Source organism: Pseudoalteromonas sp. NZS37, from assembly GCF_015864265.1.
GTDB lineage: Bacteria > Pseudomonadota > Gammaproteobacteria > Enterobacterales > Alteromonadaceae > Pseudoalteromonas > Pseudoalteromonas arctica.
The window spans coordinates 399,186-421,620 of record NZ_JADYXL010000002.1 but is presented as its reverse complement, the minus strand read 5'-3'; the positions used below and the strand labels follow the sequence as shown (position 1 = coordinate 421,620).

At 40.1% G+C, this 22,435-nt stretch carries 17 protein-coding genes and 1 riboswitch; of the genes, 9 read left to right on the top strand and 8 right to left on the bottom strand.

Features of this window, described 5'->3' with window-relative positions; genetic code table 11:
* Window positions 1–69 precede the first annotated feature (69 nt).
* The gene (locus I6F47_RS05200) at window positions 70–1,383 is read right to left on the bottom strand and encodes a Na+/H+ antiporter NhaC family protein (RefSeq protein ID WP_024590843.1); all 1,314 of its coding nucleotides are present in this window, start codon (window positions 1,381–1,383) and stop codon (window positions 70–72) included.
* A 372-nt stretch (window positions 1,384–1,755) separates the two neighbouring features.
* Between I6F47_RS05200 and dapB the strand changes: the two genes are divergently transcribed.
* The 6 genes from dapB (at window position 1,756) to ribB (ending at window position 10,277) form a co-directional block, all read left to right on the top strand.
* Window positions 1,756–2,559: a 4-hydroxy-tetrahydrodipicolinate reductase gene (gene dapB, locus I6F47_RS05195; protein ID WP_024592675.1), complete on the top strand. Its 804-nt coding sequence runs from the start codon at window positions 1,756–1,758 to the stop codon at window positions 2,557–2,559.
* A 362-nt stretch (window positions 2,560–2,921) separates the two neighbouring features.
* Window positions 2,922–4,058, top strand: coding sequence for a glutamine-hydrolyzing carbamoyl-phosphate synthase small subunit (carA, locus tag I6F47_RS05190; protein WP_007375827.1), 1,137 nt, complete (start codon window positions 2,922–2,924; stop codon window positions 4,056–4,058).
* Between the two features lie 16 nt (window positions 4,059–4,074).
* Window positions 4,075–7,293: a carbamoyl-phosphate synthase large subunit gene (gene carB / locus I6F47_RS05185; protein ID WP_121955296.1), complete on the top strand. Its 3,219-nt coding sequence runs from the start codon at window positions 4,075–4,077 to the stop codon at window positions 7,291–7,293.
* A gap of 48 nt (window positions 7,294–7,341) precedes the next feature.
* Window positions 7,342–7,818 (top strand): transcription elongation factor GreA, encoded by a 477-nt coding sequence (greA, locus tag I6F47_RS05180; protein WP_010553419.1) that lies wholly within the window; start codon window positions 7,342–7,344, stop codon window positions 7,816–7,818.
* 241 nt (window positions 7,819–8,059) lie between these two features.
* Window positions 8,060–9,118 carry a S66 family peptidase gene (locus I6F47_RS05175; RefSeq protein ID WP_007584524.1) on the top strand — a complete coding sequence of 353 codons (1,059 nt, stop codon included), beginning with the start codon at window positions 8,060–8,062 and terminating at the stop codon, window positions 9,116–9,118.
* Window positions 9,119–9,198: 80 nt separating this feature from the next.
* Window positions 9,199–9,376: riboswitch (FMN riboswitch) on the top strand.
* 247 nt (window positions 9,377–9,623) lie between these two features.
* Complete coding sequence (gene ribB / locus I6F47_RS05170; protein ID WP_197183515.1) at window positions 9,624–10,277, top strand: 3,4-dihydroxy-2-butanone-4-phosphate synthase; 654 nt, start codon at window positions 9,624–9,626, stop codon at window positions 10,275–10,277.
* A gap of 79 nt (window positions 10,278–10,356) precedes the next feature.
* Here the strand turns inward: ribB and I6F47_RS05165 are convergent, their stop codons facing one another.
* Together I6F47_RS05165 and I6F47_RS05160 are read right to left on the bottom strand one after the other, a co-directional pair.
* Complete coding sequence (locus I6F47_RS05165) at window positions 10,357–11,013, bottom strand: nitroreductase family protein (RefSeq protein WP_165734949.1); 657 nt, start codon at window positions 11,011–11,013, stop codon at window positions 10,357–10,359.
* A 360-nt stretch (window positions 11,014–11,373) separates the two neighbouring features.
* Entirely contained in the window at window positions 11,374–12,408 is a 1,035-nt protein-coding gene (locus I6F47_RS05160; protein WP_197183470.1) for a zinc-binding alcohol dehydrogenase family protein, read from the bottom strand.
* Window positions 12,409–12,541: 133 nt separating this feature from the next.
* Between I6F47_RS05160 and I6F47_RS05155 the strand changes: the two genes are divergently transcribed.
* Window positions 12,542–13,480, top strand: a complete 939-nt coding sequence (locus I6F47_RS05155; protein WP_197183469.1) for a LysR family transcriptional regulator — start codon at window positions 12,542–12,544, stop codon at window positions 13,478–13,480.
* Between the two features lie 12 nt (window positions 13,481–13,492).
* Here I6F47_RS05155 and I6F47_RS05150 read toward each other — a convergent pair whose 3' ends face one another.
* From I6F47_RS05150 to I6F47_RS05135, 4 genes are all read right to left on the bottom strand, one after another.
* A complete protein-coding gene (locus I6F47_RS05150; protein WP_197183468.1) occupies window positions 13,493–14,383 on the bottom strand; it encodes a dienelactone hydrolase family protein in 891 nt (296 codons plus the stop codon).
* 108 nt (window positions 14,384–14,491) lie between these two features.
* Complete coding sequence (locus I6F47_RS05145) at window positions 14,492–14,908, bottom strand: hypothetical protein (protein ID WP_007581892.1); 417 nt, start codon at window positions 14,906–14,908, stop codon at window positions 14,492–14,494.
* 114 nt (window positions 14,909–15,022) lie between these two features.
* Window positions 15,023–18,172 carry an efflux RND transporter permease subunit gene (locus I6F47_RS05140; protein WP_197183467.1) on the bottom strand — a complete coding sequence of 1,050 codons (3,150 nt, stop codon included), beginning with the start codon at window positions 18,170–18,172 and terminating at the stop codon, window positions 15,023–15,025.
* A gap of 2 nt (window positions 18,173–18,174) precedes the next feature.
* Window positions 18,175–19,353 (bottom strand): efflux RND transporter periplasmic adaptor subunit, encoded by a 1,179-nt coding sequence (locus I6F47_RS05135; protein WP_197183466.1) that lies wholly within the window; start codon window positions 19,351–19,353, stop codon window positions 18,175–18,177.
* A gap of 169 nt (window positions 19,354–19,522) precedes the next feature.
* Here I6F47_RS05135 and I6F47_RS05130 point away from each other — a divergent pair, with 169 nt between their 5' ends.
* Window positions 19,523–19,786 carry a YkgJ family cysteine cluster protein gene (locus tag I6F47_RS05130; protein WP_024612699.1) on the top strand — a complete coding sequence of 88 codons (264 nt, stop codon included), beginning with the start codon at window positions 19,523–19,525 and terminating at the stop codon, window positions 19,784–19,786.
* A 204-nt stretch (window positions 19,787–19,990) separates the two neighbouring features.
* Complete coding sequence (locus I6F47_RS05125; RefSeq protein ID WP_197103238.1) at window positions 19,991–20,461, top strand: hypothetical protein; 471 nt, start codon at window positions 19,991–19,993, stop codon at window positions 20,459–20,461.
* Between the two features lie 108 nt (window positions 20,462–20,569).
* On the opposite strand, the gene I6F47_RS05120 is transcribed toward I6F47_RS05125, so the two are convergent.
* Window positions 20,570–22,435 (bottom strand): TonB-dependent receptor plug domain-containing protein, encoded by a 1,866-nt coding sequence (locus tag I6F47_RS05120; RefSeq protein ID WP_197183465.1) that lies wholly within the window; start codon window positions 22,433–22,435, stop codon window positions 20,570–20,572.

The window sequence follows — 22,435 nt, the reverse complement described above, 5'->3', positions numbered from 1 at the left end:
TTGTTGATCGCTAATTTAACACATGTTGCAGCCTACTTAATAAGCTGCAACATGTAATGACTCAATTTATTACGCTTTATTACGGCGTAAACAAATAATAGTAATCGCCGTAAATGCTAAAATAAAACAGTAATAAGAAGACGTTGATACTTCCCACGGGCTAATTTTAAACGTAGCGCCTAACAGTAGCGCTTGTGCGCCATAAGGCAATGAACCCTGTGTTACACAAGCAAATATATCAAGCAAACTTGCAGAGCGTTTACCGCTTATTTCACCATCATCTGCCAGCTTTTTAGCAATAGGGCCAGCAACAATAATAGATACGGTATTATTAGCAATACACATATTACTTGTCATAACCAATGCTGCAATACCTAATTGATCGGCCACTTTACGGTGCCATTTTGCGATGATTTTAGTTATGGCTTGAATTTTTTGGGCAATGAAATCAAGGCCACCGTTAATACGAATAAATTCAGATAAGCCACCAATAAACATTGATAGTAAAAATATTTCCTGCATATCGGTAAAGCCTTTGTAAATATCTTTTACAAAGCTTGCGCCTTCATAACTTCCTGTAAAGCCCATTAATGCAGCAAAAATAATACCGCTAAACAACACGACAAATACGTTCAAGCCAGCAACTGCTAACACTAAAATAAAGGCATAAGGAAGTACTAACCAAATATCGTAATCTTTGGTCTCAACTACTTGTGCTGCAGGTGTTAAGTAAAACAACAAGCCAATAGTTAGTATTGCAGCAGGGACTGCAATTTTAAGATTCTCTTTAAACTTGTCTTTCATTTCACAGCCCTGCGTTCGCGTAGCTGCAATAGTGGTGTCGGAAATAATTGATAGGTTATCGCCAAACATAGCGCCAGATACAATCGTACCTGCCATTAATGCTGGATCTATACCTGTTTTAATTGATACCGCATAAGCAATAGGACCAATCGCACCAATCGTTCCCATCGACGTACCCATTGCAGTAGATACAACCGCTGCAATTAAAAATAAGCCAGGGAGCAATAACGCAGGTGGAATAAGAGATAAGCCTGCATTTACTACCGCATCTACACCACCGGTTGCACTGGCAACAGCAGAAAACGCACCTGCAAGTAAGTAGATTAAACACATGGTAATAATATTGTTGTGTCCGGCACCTTTAATAAAGGTCTCTACACACTCGTTTACTGTGCCTTTATTTAAAATAAACGCAAGCATAATGGCGGGTAATATAGCCACTGGAGCAGGAAGTTGATAAAAAGCGTAGTCAACCCCTTGCGATTGTAAATATAAACCAGAGCCCAAAAATAGTGCTACAAAGGTTAAAAGGGGTAGTAAAGAAAGTATTGCTTTATTTTTGTTAAATGATGGCTGCATCATAATCCTCGAAACCAGTTAATTTACAACAGCCAAAAATTCCTCTTTTAGCTGAATTTAGCAAATCTACCTACTATGTTAATCATTAACAAAATTAGGAGAGTGCAGCGCCCGCAAGCCAAAGACCAAATCGACGCGAAAGAGAAGTTTAAATGTATAGATGGCTAAAGTAAACTGGTATTGTTATTATTATTAAATTAAAAGGTCACCTGACTATTGCATGACTTTTAGATAATATCTACAAAGTAACGCTATTTTCAGCGATTAATATTTGTCCAACTGCATAAAAATACCTAAGCGCGTATTTGTAATGCAACGGATATATACTTAGATTAGTAAAAAACGGATCCAAATTTAAATTAGGTAAAAACAATGACTACAAATCGAATAGGCGTTTTTGGTGCTAATGGCAGAATGGGCTTAGCTTTATTAGAAGCAGCGACAATTAAAGAGCAAACACAACTTACAGGTGCATACGTTCGTAGCAGTTCATCGTTATTAGGTATTAATGTAAATCAAGTAAATAGCGCCGCCGATAACAGTGTTAGCTTTAGCGAAGAAACCACAATAGATAATGTAGATGTTTTAATCGACTTTACGCTTCCCGCTGGTATGAAAAACCATTTAAAAACCGCTGTAGCACAAAAAATTCCTATGGTTATTGGTACAACGGGCTTAACAAGCGACGATATGGCACTTTTACACGATGCCGCTAAGCATATTCCTATTGTATTTGCGCGAAACTACAGTGTAGGAGTCAATGTACTACTGAACCTTGTGCAAACCGCAGCGACCAAATTTGGTGACGATTTAGATATTGAAATATTTGAAGCGCATCATCGTCATAAAATCGATGCGCCATCGGGCACAGCATTAGCCATTGGCGAATCAATTGCACAGGCTAAAGGCTGGGACCACGACGAGGTTGCTGTATATGACCGCAGCCAAGTGGAGACCGCTAAATCGCAAAATGAAATTGGTTATTCGGTACTAAGAGGGGGCGATATAGTAGGTGAACACACCGCATACTTCGCCACAATGGGCGAAAGACTCGAATTAACCCATAAAGCAAGTTCAAGAATGACATTCGCTCTAGGTGCTGTAAGGGCTGCAAGCTGGTTGAAAAATAAACCTGTAGGACTTTATGATATGCAAGATGTACTAGATCTGAAGTAGTTTAGTTACTTTTTTAACTGTTTGGGTCTAATTTTGCCTACAGTGACTTGTTTGTAACAATTTACTAAATAATATTAGACCTAAAAGCTAACTTAATGTAATATGCAGCCAATTTGCCAAAAATTACTAAATGCGTGTTTCCAATTATACCCAAGTGGCTAGTAAATCCGGGGTTTCAGTGGGAATAAAAATAGTTTTAGGCAAGAAAAAATGATTGAAGGTTGAATGCTTTACATCTGCATCATTTAAGACTGCGTAAAACAATTTAAGCTCACAGAAATCTGGTTTTGACGATCCCTCTGGGTATTGGCGGGGTGTTAAGCAATTGCTTACTCCCGTTTTTTACTGTTAGGAGGTTTAACTTGACTAAATCCGCTCTGTTAGTCCTAGAAGACGGCACAGTGTTTCGCGGTACTGCAATCGGCGCTGACGGCATGTCAGTCGGTGAAGTAGTATTCAATACGTCTATGACTGGTTATCAAGAAATTTTGACTGATCCATCATACGCGGAACAAATCGTAACTTTGACGTACCCACATATCGGTAATACGGGTACCAACAGCGAAGACGAAGAAGCGAATCAAATTTGGGCTAAAGGCCTAGTGATCCGTGATTTGCCACTGCTAGCAAGTAATTTTCGTAACGAGCAATCGTTAGATGATTACTTAAAAGAACGTAATATTTTAGGTATTGCGGACATCGACACCAGAAAGTTAACTCGAATTTTGCGTGATAAAGGCGCACAAAACGGGTGTATTATTGCTGGCGACGAGCTAGACGAAAATAAAGCGCTACAAGCCGCGCAAGCCTTCCCAGGCTTAAAAGGTATGGATTTAGCAAAAGTTGTCTCAACCAAGGAAAATTTTGAGTGGCGCGAATCAAGCTGGACATTAGGCGAAGGATTTAAAACCCTTGATGCTGCTGATGAAAAGTTTCATGTTGTTGCCTACGACTTCGGTGTAAAGCGTAATATTTTACGTATGCTTGTAGACCGTGGCTGTAAACTTACAGTAGTACCAGCGCAAACCTCTGCCGCTGACGTACTGGCTTTAAACCCTGATGGTATCTTCCTATCTAATGGCCCTGGCGATCCTGAGCCATGTACTTACGCTATTGATGCAATTAAAACCTTTTTAGAAACCGACACACCAATTTTTGGTATCTGTTTAGGTCATCAGTTATTAGCCCTTGCCTCAGGTGCTAAAACAGAAAAAATGAAATTTGGCCACCACGGCGCTAACCACCCAGTTAAAGACCTAGACCGCGATGTAGTTATGATCACAGCTCAAAACCATGGTTTTGCAGCTCAAGAGTCAAGCCTGCCAAGTACGCTTCGTGCTACGCACAAATCGTTATTTGACGGAACGCTTCAAGGTATTCATCGTACAGATAAACCTGCGTTTAGCTTCCAGGGTCACCCTGAAGCAAGCCCTGGTCCGCACGATGCAGCCCCATTATTTGACCACTTCATCGATTTGATGCAAGCGCGTAAACACTAATTTAACTGGAGTAATAATGCCAAAACGTACCGACATAAAAAGCATTCTTATCTTAGGCGCAGGCCCAATTGTAATTGGTCAAGCTTGTGAATTTGACTACTCTGGTGCTCAAGCGTGTAAAGCACTTAGAGAAGAAGGCTACAGAGTTATATTAGTTAACTCAAACCCTGCAACTATCATGACCGACCCTGATATGGCTGATGCAACATACATCGAACCAATTCACTGGGAAGTGGTAGAAAAAATTATTGAAAAAGAAAAGCCAGATGCAGTACTGCCTACAATGGGTGGTCAAACGGCATTAAACTGTGCGCTTGAACTAGACAAGCACGGTGTATTGGCTAAACATGGTGTTGAACTAATTGGTGCAACGGCTGATGCAATCGACAAAGCAGAAAACCGTGAACGCTTTGACGTAGCAATGAAAAATATTGGTCTTGAATGCCCTCGTGCTGAGATTGCTCACTCTATGGATGAAGCCAAAGACATCATAACGCGCATTGGTTTACCATGTATTATCAGGCCTTCTTTTACTATGGGCGGCACCGGCGGCGGTGTAGCGTATAACTTAGAAGAGTTTGAAGAAATTTGTGAACGTGGCTTAGATTTATCGCCAACGAACGAATTACTAATTGATGAATCACTGATTGGTTGGAAAGAGTACGAAACAGAAGTTGTACGTGATAAAAACGACAACTGTATTATTGTTTGTACCATTGAAAACTTTGACCCTATGGGTGTTCACACTGGCGATTCAATCACCGTTGCACCAGCGCAAACGCTAACCGACAAAGAATACCAAATTATGCGTAACGCCTCTATGGCAGTATTACGTGAAATTGGTGTAGAAACTGGCGGTTCTAACGTGCAGTTTGGTATTAATCCTGAAGATGGCCGTATGGTTATCATTGAGATGAACCCACGTGTATCACGTTCATCTGCATTAGCATCAAAAGCAACGGGTTTCCCAATTGCTAAAATTGCAGCAAAACTAGCAGTAGGTTATACGCTTGACGAGCTTCAAAACGACATTACTGGTGGCAAAACTCCCGCGTCTTTTGAGCCTTCAATCGATTACGTTGTTACAAAAATTCCTCGCTTTAACTTTGAAAAATTTGCCGGTGCAAACGACCGTTTAACTACGCAAATGAAATCAGTTGGCGAAGTAATGGCAATTGGTCGTAACCAACAAGAATCATTACACAAAGCATTACGTGGTCTTGAAGTGGGTGCAACGGGATTTAACCCGATAGTTGCGCTTGATGATCCTAAAGCAAAAGAAAAAATAATTCGTGAACTACGCGAGCCAGGCGCTGAGCGTATTTGGTACATTGCCGATGCAATGCGCCATGGCATGAGTGTTGATGATGTTTACGAACTGACTAAAGTTAACCGCTGGTTCTTAGTACAAATAGAAGACATTTTAAAAGACGAAGCAAAAATAGCGAAAGTAGGCATGGCGGGTTTAAATGCTGACTTCCTACGTAAACTAAAACGCAAAGGCTTTGCAGATCCGCGTATAGCAGAAATTGCAGGTGTATCTGAAGCTGAAATTCGTAAAAAACGTCATTTATTAAACATCGTGCCAGTATACAAACGTGTTGATACGTGTGCAGCAGAATTTAGCTCAGACACTGCTTACATGTACTCAACTTACGATGAAGAGTGTGAAGCTAACCCAACAGATCGTGATAAAATCATGGTTATTGGTGGTGGTCCAAACCGTATCGGTCAAGGTATTGAGTTTGATTACTGTTGTGTACATGCCTCGCTTGCGCTTCGCGAAGACGGTTACGAAACTATTATGGTTAACTGTAACCCTGAAACGGTATCTACCGATTACGATACATCTGACAGGTTATACTTTGAACCAATTACGCTTGAAGACGTACTCGAAATCGTACGTGTTGAAAAGCCAAAAGGCGTTATCGTACAGTACGGTGGTCAAACACCACTTAAGCTAGCGCGTGAGCTTGAAGCCAATGGCGTACCAGTGATTGGTACTTCACCTGATGCGATTGACCGTGCAGAAGACCGCGAACGTTTCCAACAACTTGTTGAGCGTTTAAACTTACTTCAGCCAGAAAATGCAACAGTAACTTCAACCGAAGAAGCCTTACTTAAGTCAGTTGAAATTGGCTTCCCATTAGTTGTACGCCCGTCGTACGTACTAGGTGGTCGTGCAATGGAAATTGTATACGACGAAGATGATTTACGTCGCTACATGACCGAAGCTGTACAAGCATCAAACGAAGCACCTGTATTACTGGACCGTTTTTTAGATAACGCGATTGAAGTTGACGTTGACGCAATTTGCGACGGCGAGCAAGTAATTATCGGCGGTATCATGGAGCACATTGAGCAAGCGGGTGTTCACTCGGGTGACTCAGCCTGTTCATTACCAGCACATTCTTTATCACAAGAAGTGCAAGATGTAATGCGCAAGCAAGTAACCGACATGGCGCTTGAACTTGGTGTTGTTGGCTTGATGAATACACAGTTTGCAGTAAAAGAAGACAAAGTGTACTTAATCGAAGTTAACCCACGTGCTGCACGTACTGTACCGTTTGTATCTAAAGCAACCGGTGTGGCGCTTGCAAAAGTAGCTGCACGTTGTATGGCTGGTCAGTCTTTAGCAAGCCAAGGTATTACTAAAGAAGTGATCCCTCCTTACTACAGCGTTAAAGAAGTTGTTTTACCATTTGCTAAGTTTCAGGGTGTGGATCCAATCCGTGGTCCTGAGATGCGTTCAACAGGTGAAGTGATGGGTGTTGGTGATACTTTCGCCGAAGCATTCGCAAAAGCACAATTAGGTGCAAGCAACACTTTACCACGCGGTGGTCGCGCGCTATTATCTGTTCGTAATAGCGATAAGCCACGTATTGTTGAATTAGCCAAAATCATGACCGACTTAGGTTTTGAACTTGACGCAACTGGTGGCACGGCACAAGCTCTTGAAGAAGCTGGCATTGAAGTACGACGTGTAAACAAAGTATATGAAGGCCGCCCGCATATTCTTGATTATATCAAGAATAAAGAGTACAGCTATATCGTTAATACCACCGAAGGTCGCCAAGCGATCGAAGATTCGAAGGTGTTACGTCGTGGTGCATTGCAAAATAAAACCAACTATACGACAACCTTGAACGCGGCATTCGCTAACTGTACTGCTAATAAAGCAGATGACCGCAGCAAAGTGACGTCAGTTCAAGAGCTACATCTGCGATTGAACTAAGGAAATGTGCCAAGGCCAACTAGGGCCTTGGTGTTAAGTGAGAAAAGTATGCAATCAATTCCGATGACAGTTCGTGGCGCAGATTTACTGCGTAAAGAGCTTAACGAATTAAAAACAGTTACCCGTCCTAAAATCGTAAGTGATATTGCGGTTGCACGTGAACATGGTGACTTAAAAGAAAACGCTGAATACCACGCTGCGCGTGAGCAACAGGGTTTTTGTGAAGGGCGTATTCAAGAAATTGAAGCTAAACTTTCAAATGTTCAAATTATCGACGTAACTAAAATGCCAAATACCGGTAGAGTTATTTTTGGCACTACGGTAACTATTGTAAATATAGAAACCGATGCTGAAGTAAAATACCGTATTGTGGGCGATGACGAAGCAAATATTAAAAACAACTTAATATCTGTTAACTCACCGATTGCACGTGGCTTAATTGGTAAACAAATGGACGACGCAGTGTCTATTCAAACGCCAAAAGGTATTGTTGAGTTCGAAATCATTGAAGTTGAGTATCTTTAACGCATAACTCACTTTAACGTTTTTAAATAAAAACCGATGTAATTACATCGGTTTTTTTATGTCTGTAATTTAACCTTTAATGGTAGGCGCGTTTGTACAGTATTCATATTCTATAAATATGGTCTATGTTGGTATAGTAGGTACTTATATCAATTTACTAAAAACATGAGCATTTAGCGCATCAAATAACTCGCTGATTTAATGTAATTGGTATTAACGTATTCTCTAAAAAGGAAAATATATGCCTAATATACTTTACCCAGCGCCTTTAAAAGTAGGATCAAAAATAGCAATTTGTTCACTTTCATCAGGCCTTAAAGAAAAGTACCATGCACGGTTAGACATTGTTATTAATGGATTAAAACATCGAGGGTATGATGTTGTTGAAGGAGAGTTTTTACGTCAAAGCAAACCGCATGGACAGCTTAACGCTAAAGCGCATGCTCAGCAGTTAATGGGTTTTTTATTAGATGATGAGATAGATGCAATTATGCCTCCATTTGGTGGCGAGCTTGCAATGGAAATACTGCCCCTACTTGATTTTAATGCAATTAAAGAAGCAAAGCCTAAATGGTTAGTTGGGTTCTCTGATGTAAGCACCATTGCATGCGCACTCACGGCAAAATGCCAATGGGCAACACTACACAGCGCTAATCTTATGCAGTTACATCCTGACGAAAAAAGTCCTTATTGCCTGCAAATATTTGAAACACTAAGTTATGAAGCAGGTAGCAAATTTGAGCAAGCCCCGTCATCGCATTATCAAAAAAATAGACCTGATTACGTACAAAACCCAAATGCATTGTTTGAACACTCAGAAGTTACTCAGTGGCAGTGTTTAAATTACTTTGATGCACGCACTATTGAAATGTCGGGTCGTTTATTTGGTGGGTGCTTAGATACAGTCGGCTTATTACTCGACTCTCCATTTTTGGCACTACATGAATTTAAAAAACACAGTGCACCCGAAGGGCTTATTTTATACCTAGAAAACTCAGAGCTGACGCCAACAACCGTTGCACGGTTTTTACTTTCATTAAAATTAGCAGGTATATTTGACGATATAAACGGTATTATTATTGGTCGCAGCGTGATCACTCAAGGTCAAGATGCTTCTTTTGATTACCGCCACGCGCTTGATGTTGCACTAGGTGGGTGTTTATTTCCTGTGATTATTGATGCCGATATTGGTCATGCTCCACCTAACTTAAATTTAGTAAACGGCGCTACTTGTACAATCACCGCTGACATAAATGAAGGTAAAGTAGTCAAAGCCTCATTAAATACCGAGCTTTGTTAGAAGTTTATTCACTTACCTTTGATAAGTAATTAAGTTAAAGGGTATAATAAGCCCGCTTTTATAGCGCTTTAGTTATAAAAGTACATTCTCAGGGCGGGGCGAAATTCCCCACCGGCGGTATGTTTAATGTTATTTATAACTTAAACGAGCCCGCGAGCGCTTTATTTAACTTATTTTTTAACTAGGTTAAGTAAAGGTCAAGCAGATCTGGTGAGATGCCAGAGCCGACGGTTACAGTCCGGATGAAAGAGAATATGGCTTATTATACTAATATCAATTTTATTAAAGACACGATCATTGTATCGCGTTAAGTGAGCTATTTTTCTAGCGTTATAATAGGTCACTAATTTAATGCCGTTGGTATAACAGTGTGCGCTGCTTTTTGCTGCGTGCTTTTTGTTATTTTATTTAAGCTATTTTGGTAGTGATCGTTTTAAATTTAAAGCGATATATTACTGATCCTTTCACAGTCCTGAATCTATTATTTTTTATTTGGAATATAATGATGATTCAGTCTCTACTTACTCAATTCGGCGAAAGCCATATCCGCGTACAAAGCGCAATTACTGCACTACAGCAAGGGCAAGGCGTACTTGTTGTTGATGATGAAAACCGTGAAAATGAAGGCGACTTTGTATTTTCAGCTGAGCATTTAACGGCTTCTCAAATGGCCGAAATGATCCGCGAAGGCAGCGGTATTGTTTGCTTATGCATGGGGGAGGAGCGCATTAAACAGCTCGACTTACCGCAAATGGTAACCCACAACACAAGTCAAAATAACACCGCTTATACAGTCACTATTGAAGCTAAGCATGGCGTTACAACAGGCGTGTCTGCTGCTGATAGAGTAACTACTATAAAAGCAGCGACAGCCGATAACGCTAAACCAAGTGATTTATCGCGCCCTGGGCATGTATTTGGTTTAAAAGCACAAACGGGCGGCGTATTAGTTCGTCGTGGTCATACCGAAGCATCCGTTGATTTAATGCAGCTTGCCGGCTTAAAACCATTTGGCGTAATTTGCGAACTAACAAATCCAGATGGTTCAATGGCGCGCTTACCTGAGGTGAGTGATTATGCTAATAAACATAATATGACCGTGGTTTCTATTGAAGATTTAGTGCAATACATTCAGGCTGCACAGCTTCAAGTAAGTTAAACTGCTTTAAAGCAAAAAACCACTTATTTAAATAAGTGGTTTTTTAATATTGTTATCATTTAAGTTTATAACGTATTACTTATAAAACCTGAATAACTTGCTCTTTTGCCAAGCGAGATTTAGGTAATTTAGCATTATAGTCTTCTGCGCTATCGTGATAGCCAAGTACTAATGCTACGTCGCACACGTAACCATCAAGTTCTTTTTCAAAAACTTCGCCAATCAGCTCGGCATCTACGCCTTCCATTGGAGTAGAGTCAACACCTAAGCGTGCAGCTGCATGCATAGTGTTACCCAGTGCAATGTAAGTTTGTGCTTTAGTCCACTCTTCATTAACGCCTTGCTCATCAGTATTCATATCAACAAACGCGTAAGCACCAAAAGCTTGTTCGCGATTTTCTGCTTTAGTACGACCATTTTTAATATCTGCATCAATGATTTGTGCGTAATCATCGCGGGTATATTTAGGGTTGTGAGCAAATAATATTATATGCGAAGCTGTTTTAATGTGTGGCTGGTTAAACGCAAATTTATTAGCAAATGTACTATGCATACGCTCTTTAGCCTCATCTGATTCAATTACGATGAATTTCCAAGGCTGCGAGTTAATAGATGAAGGAGACAGGCGCATCGCTTCGTAAATAACGGCTAAATCGTCTTGAGATACACGTTTCGTTGCATCATAACGTTTTGCTGTGTAGCGCTTTTCTAAGTCATTAATAATAGGGTGAGTCATTAGTTTTTCCATTGAGTAGGTGTTTTACCAGTATTTACTATGTTGAGTCAGTTTTAGTAAAAACAAACCCTTTTAAAAATTTATTACAAAAATAATATCGTGCTTTTAAATCACTCTACTTACTTAATACAATCGATATATCTACGTAACGTAAGGCTTATCAATATAGCTATGTGCGGATAGTAGAGGATTATTACAATATGATAAACAGGTATATGGTTGAATCATTATCAAATATTATTAGGCAATAGTTTCTTTAATAAATATAAATACAGCAAAAGCCACCCCGAAATATTGGCTGGAGACGCCAATTGCATTGGCGCCTTTAATCAATTCAGGTATAAATAAGGCGTGTAATATTTATAGAATTAAAAAACCTTCCAACACTATTTTGCCAATAGAGCGACCTTCTTCAAGTTCTGTGTGTGCAATACGCAGGTTAGCCGCATTTATAGTGCCTAAGTTTTTACCAATCGTGGTTTGAATGTAGCCTTGGTCAATCAAATCGGCAACATGATTTAATAACTTACTTTGCTCAATTAAATCTTTGGCATTAAACATTGAGCGGGCAAACATAAATTCCCAATGTAGCGATAAGCTCTTCATTTTTAATTTGCTAACATCTAATGACTCAGGATCGTCAATCATTGCAATTTTACCAAATGGTGCAAGTACCTCTGTATACGCTTCAAAGTAAGTATCAGTACTATGCAGGCTTGCTACATGTGTTACCGAGCCAATGTTTAATGCGTCAATTTGAGCAGGTAATGGTTTTGTATGGTCAACGACATAATCTGCGCCTAGTTTTTTAACCCATGCTTGAGAGCTTTCGCGCGATGCAGTGGCAATCACCGTTGCGCCAGTAATCGCTTTAGCAAGTTGAATAAAAATAGAGCCAACGCCGCCTGCGGCACCTGTTACTAAAATAACCTCGTCTGATTTTGTTGTTGCATCAGCAGCTTGTTTTACAATGTTTAAATGCTCAAATAATAATTCGTACGCTGTTATTGCAGTAAGTGGTAATGCAGCCGCTTCAGCATCGTTTAAGCTCTGCGGTTTAAAACCTACAATGCGCTCATCCACTAATTGAAATTCTGCATTACTACCTGGGCGGGTAATGTCACCTGCGTAATAAACCGCATCACCGAGTTTAAATGCCGTTACAGCATCGCCGATTGCAACAACTTCACCAACTGCATCCCAACCAATAACTTTTACTTCACCCTCAGCAGGGGGTATAGATGCACGCACTTTGTAATCTGCTGGGTTAACTGCAATTGCTTTAACTTTAATTAATAAGTCGCGACCTGTTGCAACTGGCTGTGGTAATTCAACATCAATTAACGATTCAGGATTAGAAACAGGAAGAGATTTTTTATAACCAATGGCTTTCATAATAAATGTCCTAATTTGTTTACGTATAAGGTGCAAGCCATGCTTTGGCTAGCTGATGGATATATAGTAGACCTTGCTTTAATGTAGATAAACCGCATAATCGTTGAATCATTATCAAATATAAATAGATAATATGAACATAGAAGATTTAAAACTTATTTTAAAAGTCGCTGAGTTTAGAAGTATTACGCTAGCAGCTGCTAAGTTAGATATGCGTACAGCCACAGCAAGCGCCGCTATTAAACGCGTGGAGTTAGCGCTTGGTAGCGAGCTGTTTGTTCGTACCACACGTCATTTGAGGTTGTCGGCTGCTGGGGAGCGCTACATACCACAATGTGAACAGGCTCTAGCAGTGCTTGAGCTCGCAAAACAAAACCTTAAAGGTGAACACGACGAAATAGAAGGCGAATTGCGTGTTGCACTTTCATCTGACTTAGGGCGTAACTTGGTGATCCCATGGATTGATGAACTCATGGACACTTATCCAAAGCTAAGTTTAAGAACCCATATAAGTGATAGTAATATCGACTTTTATCGTGACTCAGTTGATATAGCACTTCGTTATGGCTCGCCTAATGATGCAAGTGTTTATGGTTTTAAAATTTGTAACGTACCGCGCTTATTATGTGCAACTCACGAATACCTCTTACAAAACGGGACTCCCGTGCATCCTGATGATTTAGCGTCGCATCAAGGTTTGTTTTATCAGTTGCAGGATATTATAAATAATACGTGGGAATTCAGTGATGGTGAGTCAAAATATAAAGTTAAAATGGATGGCAGGCGCGCCTCAAACGATGGCGATTTAGTCAGGCGCTGGTGCGTTGCAGGTAAGGGCTTAGCTGTAAAGTCGGCTCTTGATATGGCCGACGATTTACTCAATGACAGAGTGGTTACTGTAATGCCAAATTATCAACATGTTAATGGTGAACTTTGGCTTATTTGCCCAAGTAGGCAGTCAATAACCCCTGCGGTGCGTTTACTACGTGATGTATGCAGAGCAAAATCCCAAGCTATTTTGCAGCAGTTGGTCAATAAAGGAATTATTGATAAAAGCGTATTAAAGGATTAATACGCAATCAGATCAACTTAGCTTTTTATTAAAAAACTCAACGGTACGTTGCCATGCAAGCTCGGCATTGTCTTTATCATATCGACCTGTCGAGTCGTTATGAAATCCATGATTTGCCCCTTTATACATATGCATAGTGTATTCAACATTATTAGCTTTTAAATCTTGTTCGTACTGTGGCCACGACGCGTTTACACGTTTATCCAGCTCGCCCAATTGAATCATTAATGGTGCTTTAATGTTTTTACGTAAACTTTCGCTGGCGGGAGTACCGTAAAAAGGCACGCCGGCGCTGATTAAATTACTATCTACTGCCGCTAAATAATTAACAATGTAGCCACCAAAACAAAAGCCCACAGCGCCGAGTTTACCGTTACTGTTATCATGCGATTTTAAAAAGTGTGCTGCGGCTACAAAATCGTTTTGAATTTTAGCGCGGTCCATGATTTTTTGCATAGCGCGTCCTTCATCATCGTTACCAGGATAGCCACCCAGTGGAAAGAGCGCATCGGGTGCAAATGCAATAAAACCTACCTTTGCTAAGCGTCTTGCTACATCTTTTACGTATGGGTTTAATCCACGATTTTCGTGTATCACAAGCACAACAGGAAGTTTACCTTCTATGTTTTTAGGGGTTGCTAAGTAACCTTTGCCTTTACCGTGCCCGTTTGGCGAATCGAATTCTTCGTACGTTGCCGTTATATCGTCATCGTTAAACGACACTTGTTCAGCCAGCGCGTAATTAGGTAATAATGCTGATGTAAGTACAGCCATTGAAAAACCAAGTGCAGCAAGCCCTCCGAGTTTTTTCATAAAAGTACGACGGTCCATTAAACCGTGGGCGTATTCGTCATACCAATCAAAGGCTTCTTGAGGAATGTGATCAGAGGGAGATGTATTCATGGCTGTTCCTTAATTTTATTATGTTATTTAAATACCATAACGTATTAGGAATAAAAAACGAGCAATATTTTCTCTCTTTTTATCGAATTATTAATAAAGCCCAAATACTTATTCTCTTGAAGATATTTCTTTATTATCAAAATTTAATATGTCCTTTATCGTTAGTTCACTCAAGTTTCTACCATCTTTTAATTTAATTTCTACAGTAGTTAGGATATAAACTTGAATACTTAAAACAAGCATAAATGCTGGCATTAAAATATAGAATAGATGCCCTACATTGTTAGCTTTATATTCTCTTTTAACTGTTTTATAAAAAGAGCTAATATTCAAGTAATATAAGTAGAATGATAACAACAATAAAATAATGCTAATTGATAAGTAGATGTAGCTAAGTGATTCAGATGAATTAGCTCTTAAAAAGCTAATTGTAGATGTATAAAAAATTAGACCGACTAATCCAAAATTTCTAATTGCATCAAAGATATCTTTGATTTTTGTTTTCTCATCGTGCCATTGTGCCATCTTAATAAAGTCTTTTTTGAATGCGAAATAATAACTTACACTTGGTTCATAGTTATTTCAAATAAAAAACTCGGCATAGTATGCCGAGCCTTTTTGGTTGGGATGTTACTTAATTTAGCTATTTGTAGGCGCTGGTTGGGCATCTACTAGTGGTGGCTTGCCACGCATTTTACGTACTAATCGCTTAGTATCTTCTAGTGCAACATACTGGCACGGTATAAGTATTAGTGTAATTACTGTGGCAAATAACACACCAAAAGCAAGTGATACAGCCATTGGGATAACAATTTTAGCTTGTAAACTCGTTTCAAAAATAATTGGCATTACACCAATAAAGGTAGTGATTGAGGTAAGTAATATCGCTCTAAAGCGACGAGCACCGGCTTGCATTACAGCATCCTTAATCGAAACACCTTCAGCGCGGGCTTTGTTTACAAAATCGACCATAACGAGGGAGTCATTTACGACCACACCCGCTACAGCAATAATGCCAAACATAGATAAGCTACTCATGGTCATACCTAAAATCATATGCCCAAACATCGCGCCAACTACACCAAACGGAATAACCGACATTATAATAAGTGGCTGCGAGTAAGAGCGAAGCGGAATGGCTAACAAGGCAAATATAATCATCATTGATATACCAAAATCACGAAGCTGCTCTGAAGCGCTATCCATCTCTTCTTGAATGCGCCCAGCTACATCACTTGTAACGCCAGGGTAGCTTTTAAGTAATGTTGGTAAGTATTCATCACGAATTTCTTCTGCAATCGCAAATGGTTCGGCTTGGTCGGTATTTACCGCAGCCCATACGTTTACAGTACGTTTAGAGTTTTCGCGGCGAATACGGTTTACACCGTCAACCAGCTTAACTTCGGCTACTTCACTTAGCGGTACTTCAGCGCCTGTAGGCGTAATAATACGCACACTTGCTATGTCACTTATTGAGTTACGTTCGTCTTCTGGATAGCGGATCATGACTTTAATTTCTTCGCCTTCACGCAATATTCGCTGCGCTTCTAAGCCGTAGTAACTAAAGCTAACTTGCGATGCGACATCAGCAAGCGTTAAACCCATGCTGTAAGCGAGTGGTTTTAAATCAAGTTGCACTTCGTCGGTAGCGCTTTGCATTGAATCGTTTACGTCGCCAACGCCTTCCATTGTTTGTAATTTGGCTTTTAATTTACCAGCCACTTCTTTTAGCTCGTCAGCATTTTTGCCTTCAAGTTTAAAGCTAACGTCGCCATCATCTCGTCCGCCATTCATTATACTGTCTTGAATGGTCATGGTTTTAATGCCTGGTAAAGCGGGCATTTGCTCACGCCATAATGCACTTAGGGCAAAGGTGTCGATAGGGCGTAAGTCAGGCTCTACCAAAATGGCCATAATATTTGCTTGCGTTCGTCCGCGCAGGCTTACCGATAAATCGCGGATCATCGGTTTACCGTATTGCTCTTGTAGTTGCTGATCGACCTTTAACAACACGCTTTCTATTTTACGTGCAGTTTCAAGCGTTGCTTGCTCAGATGAAGCAAGGTTCATCTCTATATCAATACGGGGAAAGTCGTGCGGTATTTTAGGGTTGGGTACAAACTTAACTAAACCACCTGCAAACATACCTGCGCTTACAATAAGCAAACACATAAAGCCAACAATTACGGTATAGCGGTAGTGAATACAGCGGCTAACAAAAGGAAGGTAGTAGTTATTCACAAAGCCTTTTAAACCACTATCAATTACCATACGTAAGCGATGTAATAGGTTTTTAGGATTTGGTTTACGCGGGTTCATTGCTGCAATATGCGCAGGTAAAATAAGTTTTGATTCAATGAGTGAAAAAATCAAACATAAAATAATCACGCCACCAATTGCCTTAGAAAAAGCAGCGCCAGGGCCTGTTGCGAGTGTTTGAGGTAAAAATGCCGCAATGGTTGTTAGCACACCAAAGGTTGCTGGCATCGCAACGCGTTTTACACCGCGTACAACGTTATCAAGTGTGTGGCCGTATTTTTCTATTTCGGCACTGGCTGACTCGCCCACAACTATGGCGTCATCAACAACAATCCCGAGTACAAGTATAAAGGCAAAAAGAGAGGCTAGGTTAATTGTTACATCTAAAAAGCCAATAGGCATAAACAAAAAGGCACCCAGAAAAGACACCGGTAAGCCCATCATTACCCAAAATGCCAAGCGTAGCGGTAAAAATAGTGCCAGTACTATCATTACTAACAAGCCACCCCAAATCATGTTATCGACCATCATATCGAGTCGACCTTCAAGGTAGTAAGTTAAATCAACAATAGGAGATAGCTTAACACCTGCAGGTAAAAGCGGCTCTTTAGCCGCCATGTAGCTTTTAAGAACTTTTGCTACATCGGTAATATCTTGATCTTTTGATGCGTTTACTTCAAACGAGAGTGAATTTTTACCATTGTATTTTGAATATTGTAGACCTTCTTCAAAGCCATCATTAATAGTTGCAACATCGCCTAAATAAATTTGTGCGCCATCAGCAAGGGTAATAAGGGGGAGTTTTTCAAACTCAAAACCACGGTAGGCTTGTTTTTCAACACGCATCGAAATATAACCGTTTTCAGAGCGTATTTGCCCCGCCGACATATTGGCCGAAAAGTTTTGCACAGCGCCTGCAATATCTCTAAATGTTAAGCCGTACTCGCGCAGTTTATCAGGGCTGACTTCTATACCAATTTCGTATTCTAAGCCGCCGTTAAAATTAACAAGATTCACGTGAGGCAGTGCTTGTAACTCGTCTTTTATATCGTTGCCAAGCTCTTTTAACTGGTAGTTACTCATGTCGCCATAAAGCGCGAGTATCATTACTTCTTGCTCAAACTTATCGCGGCGAACAACAGGGCGCTCCATTCCCGCAGGAAAGGTGTTTATTGAATCAACTTGTACTTTAATTTCATCAAGTACTTCTTGTGGATTGTATTGTTCTTCTATTTCAATCCACGCTTGTGAAAAACCACGGTTAGAGTAAGTAATTAGGCGTTTAATGCCTTCAATACCTTCGAGGTTTTCCTCAACTTTTATGGTTATTCCTTCTTCAACTTCTTGCGGGGCTGCACCTGGGTAAACCGCTTGTACGCTTATCCAGTTACTTTCAAACTGTGGGAACATTTGTTTGCGAATGGTCATCGCCATTAAAATACCGCCCACTAATATAAATATCATTAGTAGGTTGGCAGCAACGGGATTTCGGGCAAACCATGCTATTAACCCTGTTTCACGAGTGTTCATGATTATTCCTCTTTCAGCGCAAGTTGAGTTACATCAGTTTTATCAGGCGCAATATCTTCAACTTTTACTGCCATACCTTCAGTTGGATACTCAAGCGCTGAGGTAACAATTTGCTCGCCATTTTTTAGCCCTTGGCTGGCTATAATCATGCCGTTTTTTTCGCGTATAATATTGAGAGTTTTAAACGATAATGTTAAATCGTCATTTAAAATTACAATTTTATTATCTTTAACTAAATGATGCGCAACAATAATTGCGTTATCAAGCGGGCGACCTTCAATGGTAGCGTTAATATATGAACCAAAACGAAGAGGGCGTGTTTTATCGCCATAAGGTGTTGCAAGTTGTGCAACCAAGTAGCTCATACGGCTTGTTTGATCAACCACACCTTCGGTGCGAATTACTTTGGCTTGCCACATTGTTTGCTTACCCGCGTATTCTGCGTTAAATGTAACATTTGAGCCTACGCCGCCATTTTTTAAATATTGTAGTTCTTGGTCGGCAACGGGTAAACGTACCTCTGCAACTGAGGTTGCACTCAATGCACCAAAACTATTACCTGGGTTTACTACTGAACCCAAGCTAATTGTGCGTTCATTAATAATGGCATCGTATGGGGCTTTAATATAAGTACGTTCAAGATTGCGGCTAGCACGTTTAACACTTGCTTGAGCAGAGCGGTAACGCGCTAGTTTTTCGGCCAGTTGTGGTTTACGTAAATAAAGTTCTGAGGCAATAGCTTCGCTTGAGTCCGATTTAATACGCTCCCATTCAGCTTTTGCTACATGTGCTTGTGCGCGTTCTATTTCAAGTGCTGAGCTTGCTTGTGCTAAACCTGCTTGCGCTTCAATAAAGTCTGCCTCGTAATCATTTGCATCAATTCGTGCTAAAATATCGCCTTGCTTTACAAACGCGCCTTCAACAAATTGATCTGATACCGAAATAACTTGCCCACTAACTTGTGCTATCAGCTCGGTACGGTCCTTTGGTTTAACAATGCCGTACGATTTAACATCGAGCGTTATAGAATCTAAAAGTATGCTTTGTGTTGCAACTAAAGGGCGTAAATCTTGCTCTGGCTTTTCTTCGGGTGGTTTTTTCATTGCCATAAAGGCGAAAGCTAAAGCAATACCGCCTGCTAAAACAGCAATTGGGAGTATTATTTGTTTTGTAGTAGCCACAAGGCATTCCTTCATAATTGGTGGTGACAGAGCAATAATACGCAATAAAGTGTTTACAAGGCGTTTTAAGATGTAACAAGGCATTACATATGTACATTACAACTCAACATGCGGCTAATTACGTTCCTAAAAAGGAATTAAAGTAAGTGTGTTTTATTCAGAGGATATTATGAAAACCGAATCGATGAGTTGCAGGCTAGGCTGCGGCGCATGTTGTATTGCGCCAAGTATTAGTTCGCCTATTCCAGGTATGCCAAATGGTAAAAAGGCCGGAGAGCGCTGTATTCAGCTGGACGAACGTAATTTATGTAAGTTATTTGGTGATTCAAGCCGACCTAAAGTATGTAGTGATTTTAGCGCCACATTTGATGTGTGCGGGTCAACAAATGCACAAGCTTTAGCACTTATTACAGAGCTTGAAGAGCTAACTTAATCCTCGTTTTTAATACACATCTATTTACAATATATTATTAATAAAAATCTTCATAAGGTTAATAAAAGCAGTCGTTAATTTATTTAATGGCGAAATATTAGACATATTTAACTTTGTTGCTAATATAGGAAATTGTAAGATACTTTTTATAAATCTCATTTATAGGTGATTTCGTTCAATCTTAATTTTTAAAAGGAAAGAAAAATGAAAAATTTACTTACAGCATTTACATTAGGTGTGACTTTATTAGGTTGTTCAAACTTACCCATTAAAACCGATATTAAAGAAGGCCACTTTAGACTCGAAAACTTTAAAAGAGAGCAGGGAGTAGATCTAGAATATGTCCACTTGATGTGCTTTAACAAAAAACCTACACAATGGGCTGAACCAAAGCAGTATATCAGTGGTGATCATGATTTATGGGTAAAGGCGAGTGTTTCAAACCCTGATGTTTTAAATAGTCAAAAAGAAGCTTTTGTTAATTTTAACGTTAATTTAGATTCTGATAAAAGCTACATGCTAAATAGAAAAAGGGAAGGGGATAAAATATCAATCTGGATACAAGAAGTTGAAACCGGTACGGTTGTTTCGCAGGTTCTTACAGATGAGCTTAGTCGCCCTTTACAAATTGATAATGAGCTAAGAAAAAGACAATGTCGTTCTGGTTCAATATAAGCTGAGTAATCAAAGCTCTTAATATTTAGTATGCCGTTTATTTTTTGCTGAATATTTATTCAAAGACCTGTCTTAAATAAACAGGTCTTTGAATGTGATAGCTCAATTCTACCAACTATACGTTGCGCTTAACGTATATTGCTCACCTCGCCCTGGTGTACCAGGTATCTCTTCAAACGATTCACCCCATAAGTTATCTGCTGCTAAAGTAATAAATAAGTTTTTTAGCATTGGCGGCGTAATTTTTAACGTTAAATGGGTAAATAAAGCATCGTCGTCACTACCGCGCAGCGCATTTTCGTGCTGTTTGCGCCACTCGTTATCTATTCTAAACTGCAATATATCAGTAGGATTCCACACTGCGCCGAGTGTTAGGCGGTGATCAGGAAAGTTTAATGCGTAAAAACTAGCGTCAATATCTGCCGCACCGTAATTTTCTGATTTATGAAGGTAGGTGTAACTCGCTACAATTTCGGTGGTTTCAAAGTGTTTAGTTGCTAAGAACTCAATGCCCGTCGTATTTATATCTACAGGGTTTGCAAAGCGCGCAGAGCTTGAATCAAAATTAAACGTCCAATCGGTTAAGTTGTCATCTTTGCGATAAAAAATAGCCGAATTAAGTTGCCAAGTTTGCTCATCAACTAATAAACCTAGCTCTAGGCTTTTAGTCGTTTCGCGCTCAAGATTGTAATTACTTCTAAATAACCCGCCTGAATCACTTCCGCCAATGGCGGTATAGCCTGCTACTTGGCTTGCCTCTGCGTACGATAAATAAAACGTGCGCTCAAAACCTTTGCTGTTTTGTGTATTAAGCGTTATATCACCAATAAGTGACAGTTCAGAGTCGTCTCTATTTGTATCGTCAAACGCAGCGCCTAAACGAAATGTAAGTTGTTTATTATCCTCAAGCGCCATTTTGTATTCAGGCAATACGCTTAATTTATAATACTTACGAGAGGTAAAGTTGTTTTCAAGCGTGGTAGATTCAATTGAGTCGTCAATAAACTGTGCTGAATAATTTACAGCAAATACATCGCTTTGAGCATGATGCCCCGATAGCGCTAACGACTTCACTTCACTTTTGTGAAACGCTTCAAAAGAGCTTGGATTTTCGCGAGAGTAAATATAATGATCGTCGTGTGTGCGGTAATAAGCCGACACTTCAAAGTTACTGTCCTGCGCATAACTTTGCTTATGGTTTAGCATTAATAAGCGGGTTTCTAGCTCTTCTGTTTCGTTAACGCCAAATGGTGTGTACAAATTTGGCCAGCCAAAAAACTTATCTTGTGAGCCAAAAAACAAATCTGTTTGAGAATCAGCGCCAGCTAATTGAACGCGACCCGATGCACGCGTAAAGTCGTGATCGCCGTTATCAATAGTGCCATCGCTTTGTGAGTGAGAAATCTCACCTTCAAAACCAAGCTTCCAATCCTTTGCGCCTTCAAGGGGCATACTTACAGCTGCATGTAAGCTTTGTAAGTTAAAATCGTTTGTGCCAGTACCTACCGATACACTGCCGCCCGTGCTAATTGGTTTCCAGCCAAACGATACAGTGCCTACAGAGCTATTAGCACCATTAAGTGCATTGTCTGCGCCTGTTAAAATATAAGGGCCGGTAAGCATTTGCGGTGCAATAGGAATTTCAGCAAAGTAATGCCCAGACTGTGGGTCAAGTAAAGTAGCACTACCAACTCTAAAGCCGGTATTTTCAAAAATACCGCCACGTATAGTTACATCGGCTTGCGCTTCAGCCATATTACGTGATTGTAAATCAACACGTGGGTCATACTCTAAATTAGATACTGGAGAGTCAAATGTACCTACAGGTAATGTGTTTGCAGTGGGCGATGCCTCAACCGTTATTTTTTCGATTGCCGGTGATGCTTCAGTTTTATCAGTTACAGCTTCGCCGTAGGCAAAACTGCTCGCGCTGCATAGCAGTGCAGGGAGTATAAAGTGCGGTGACCATTTCAT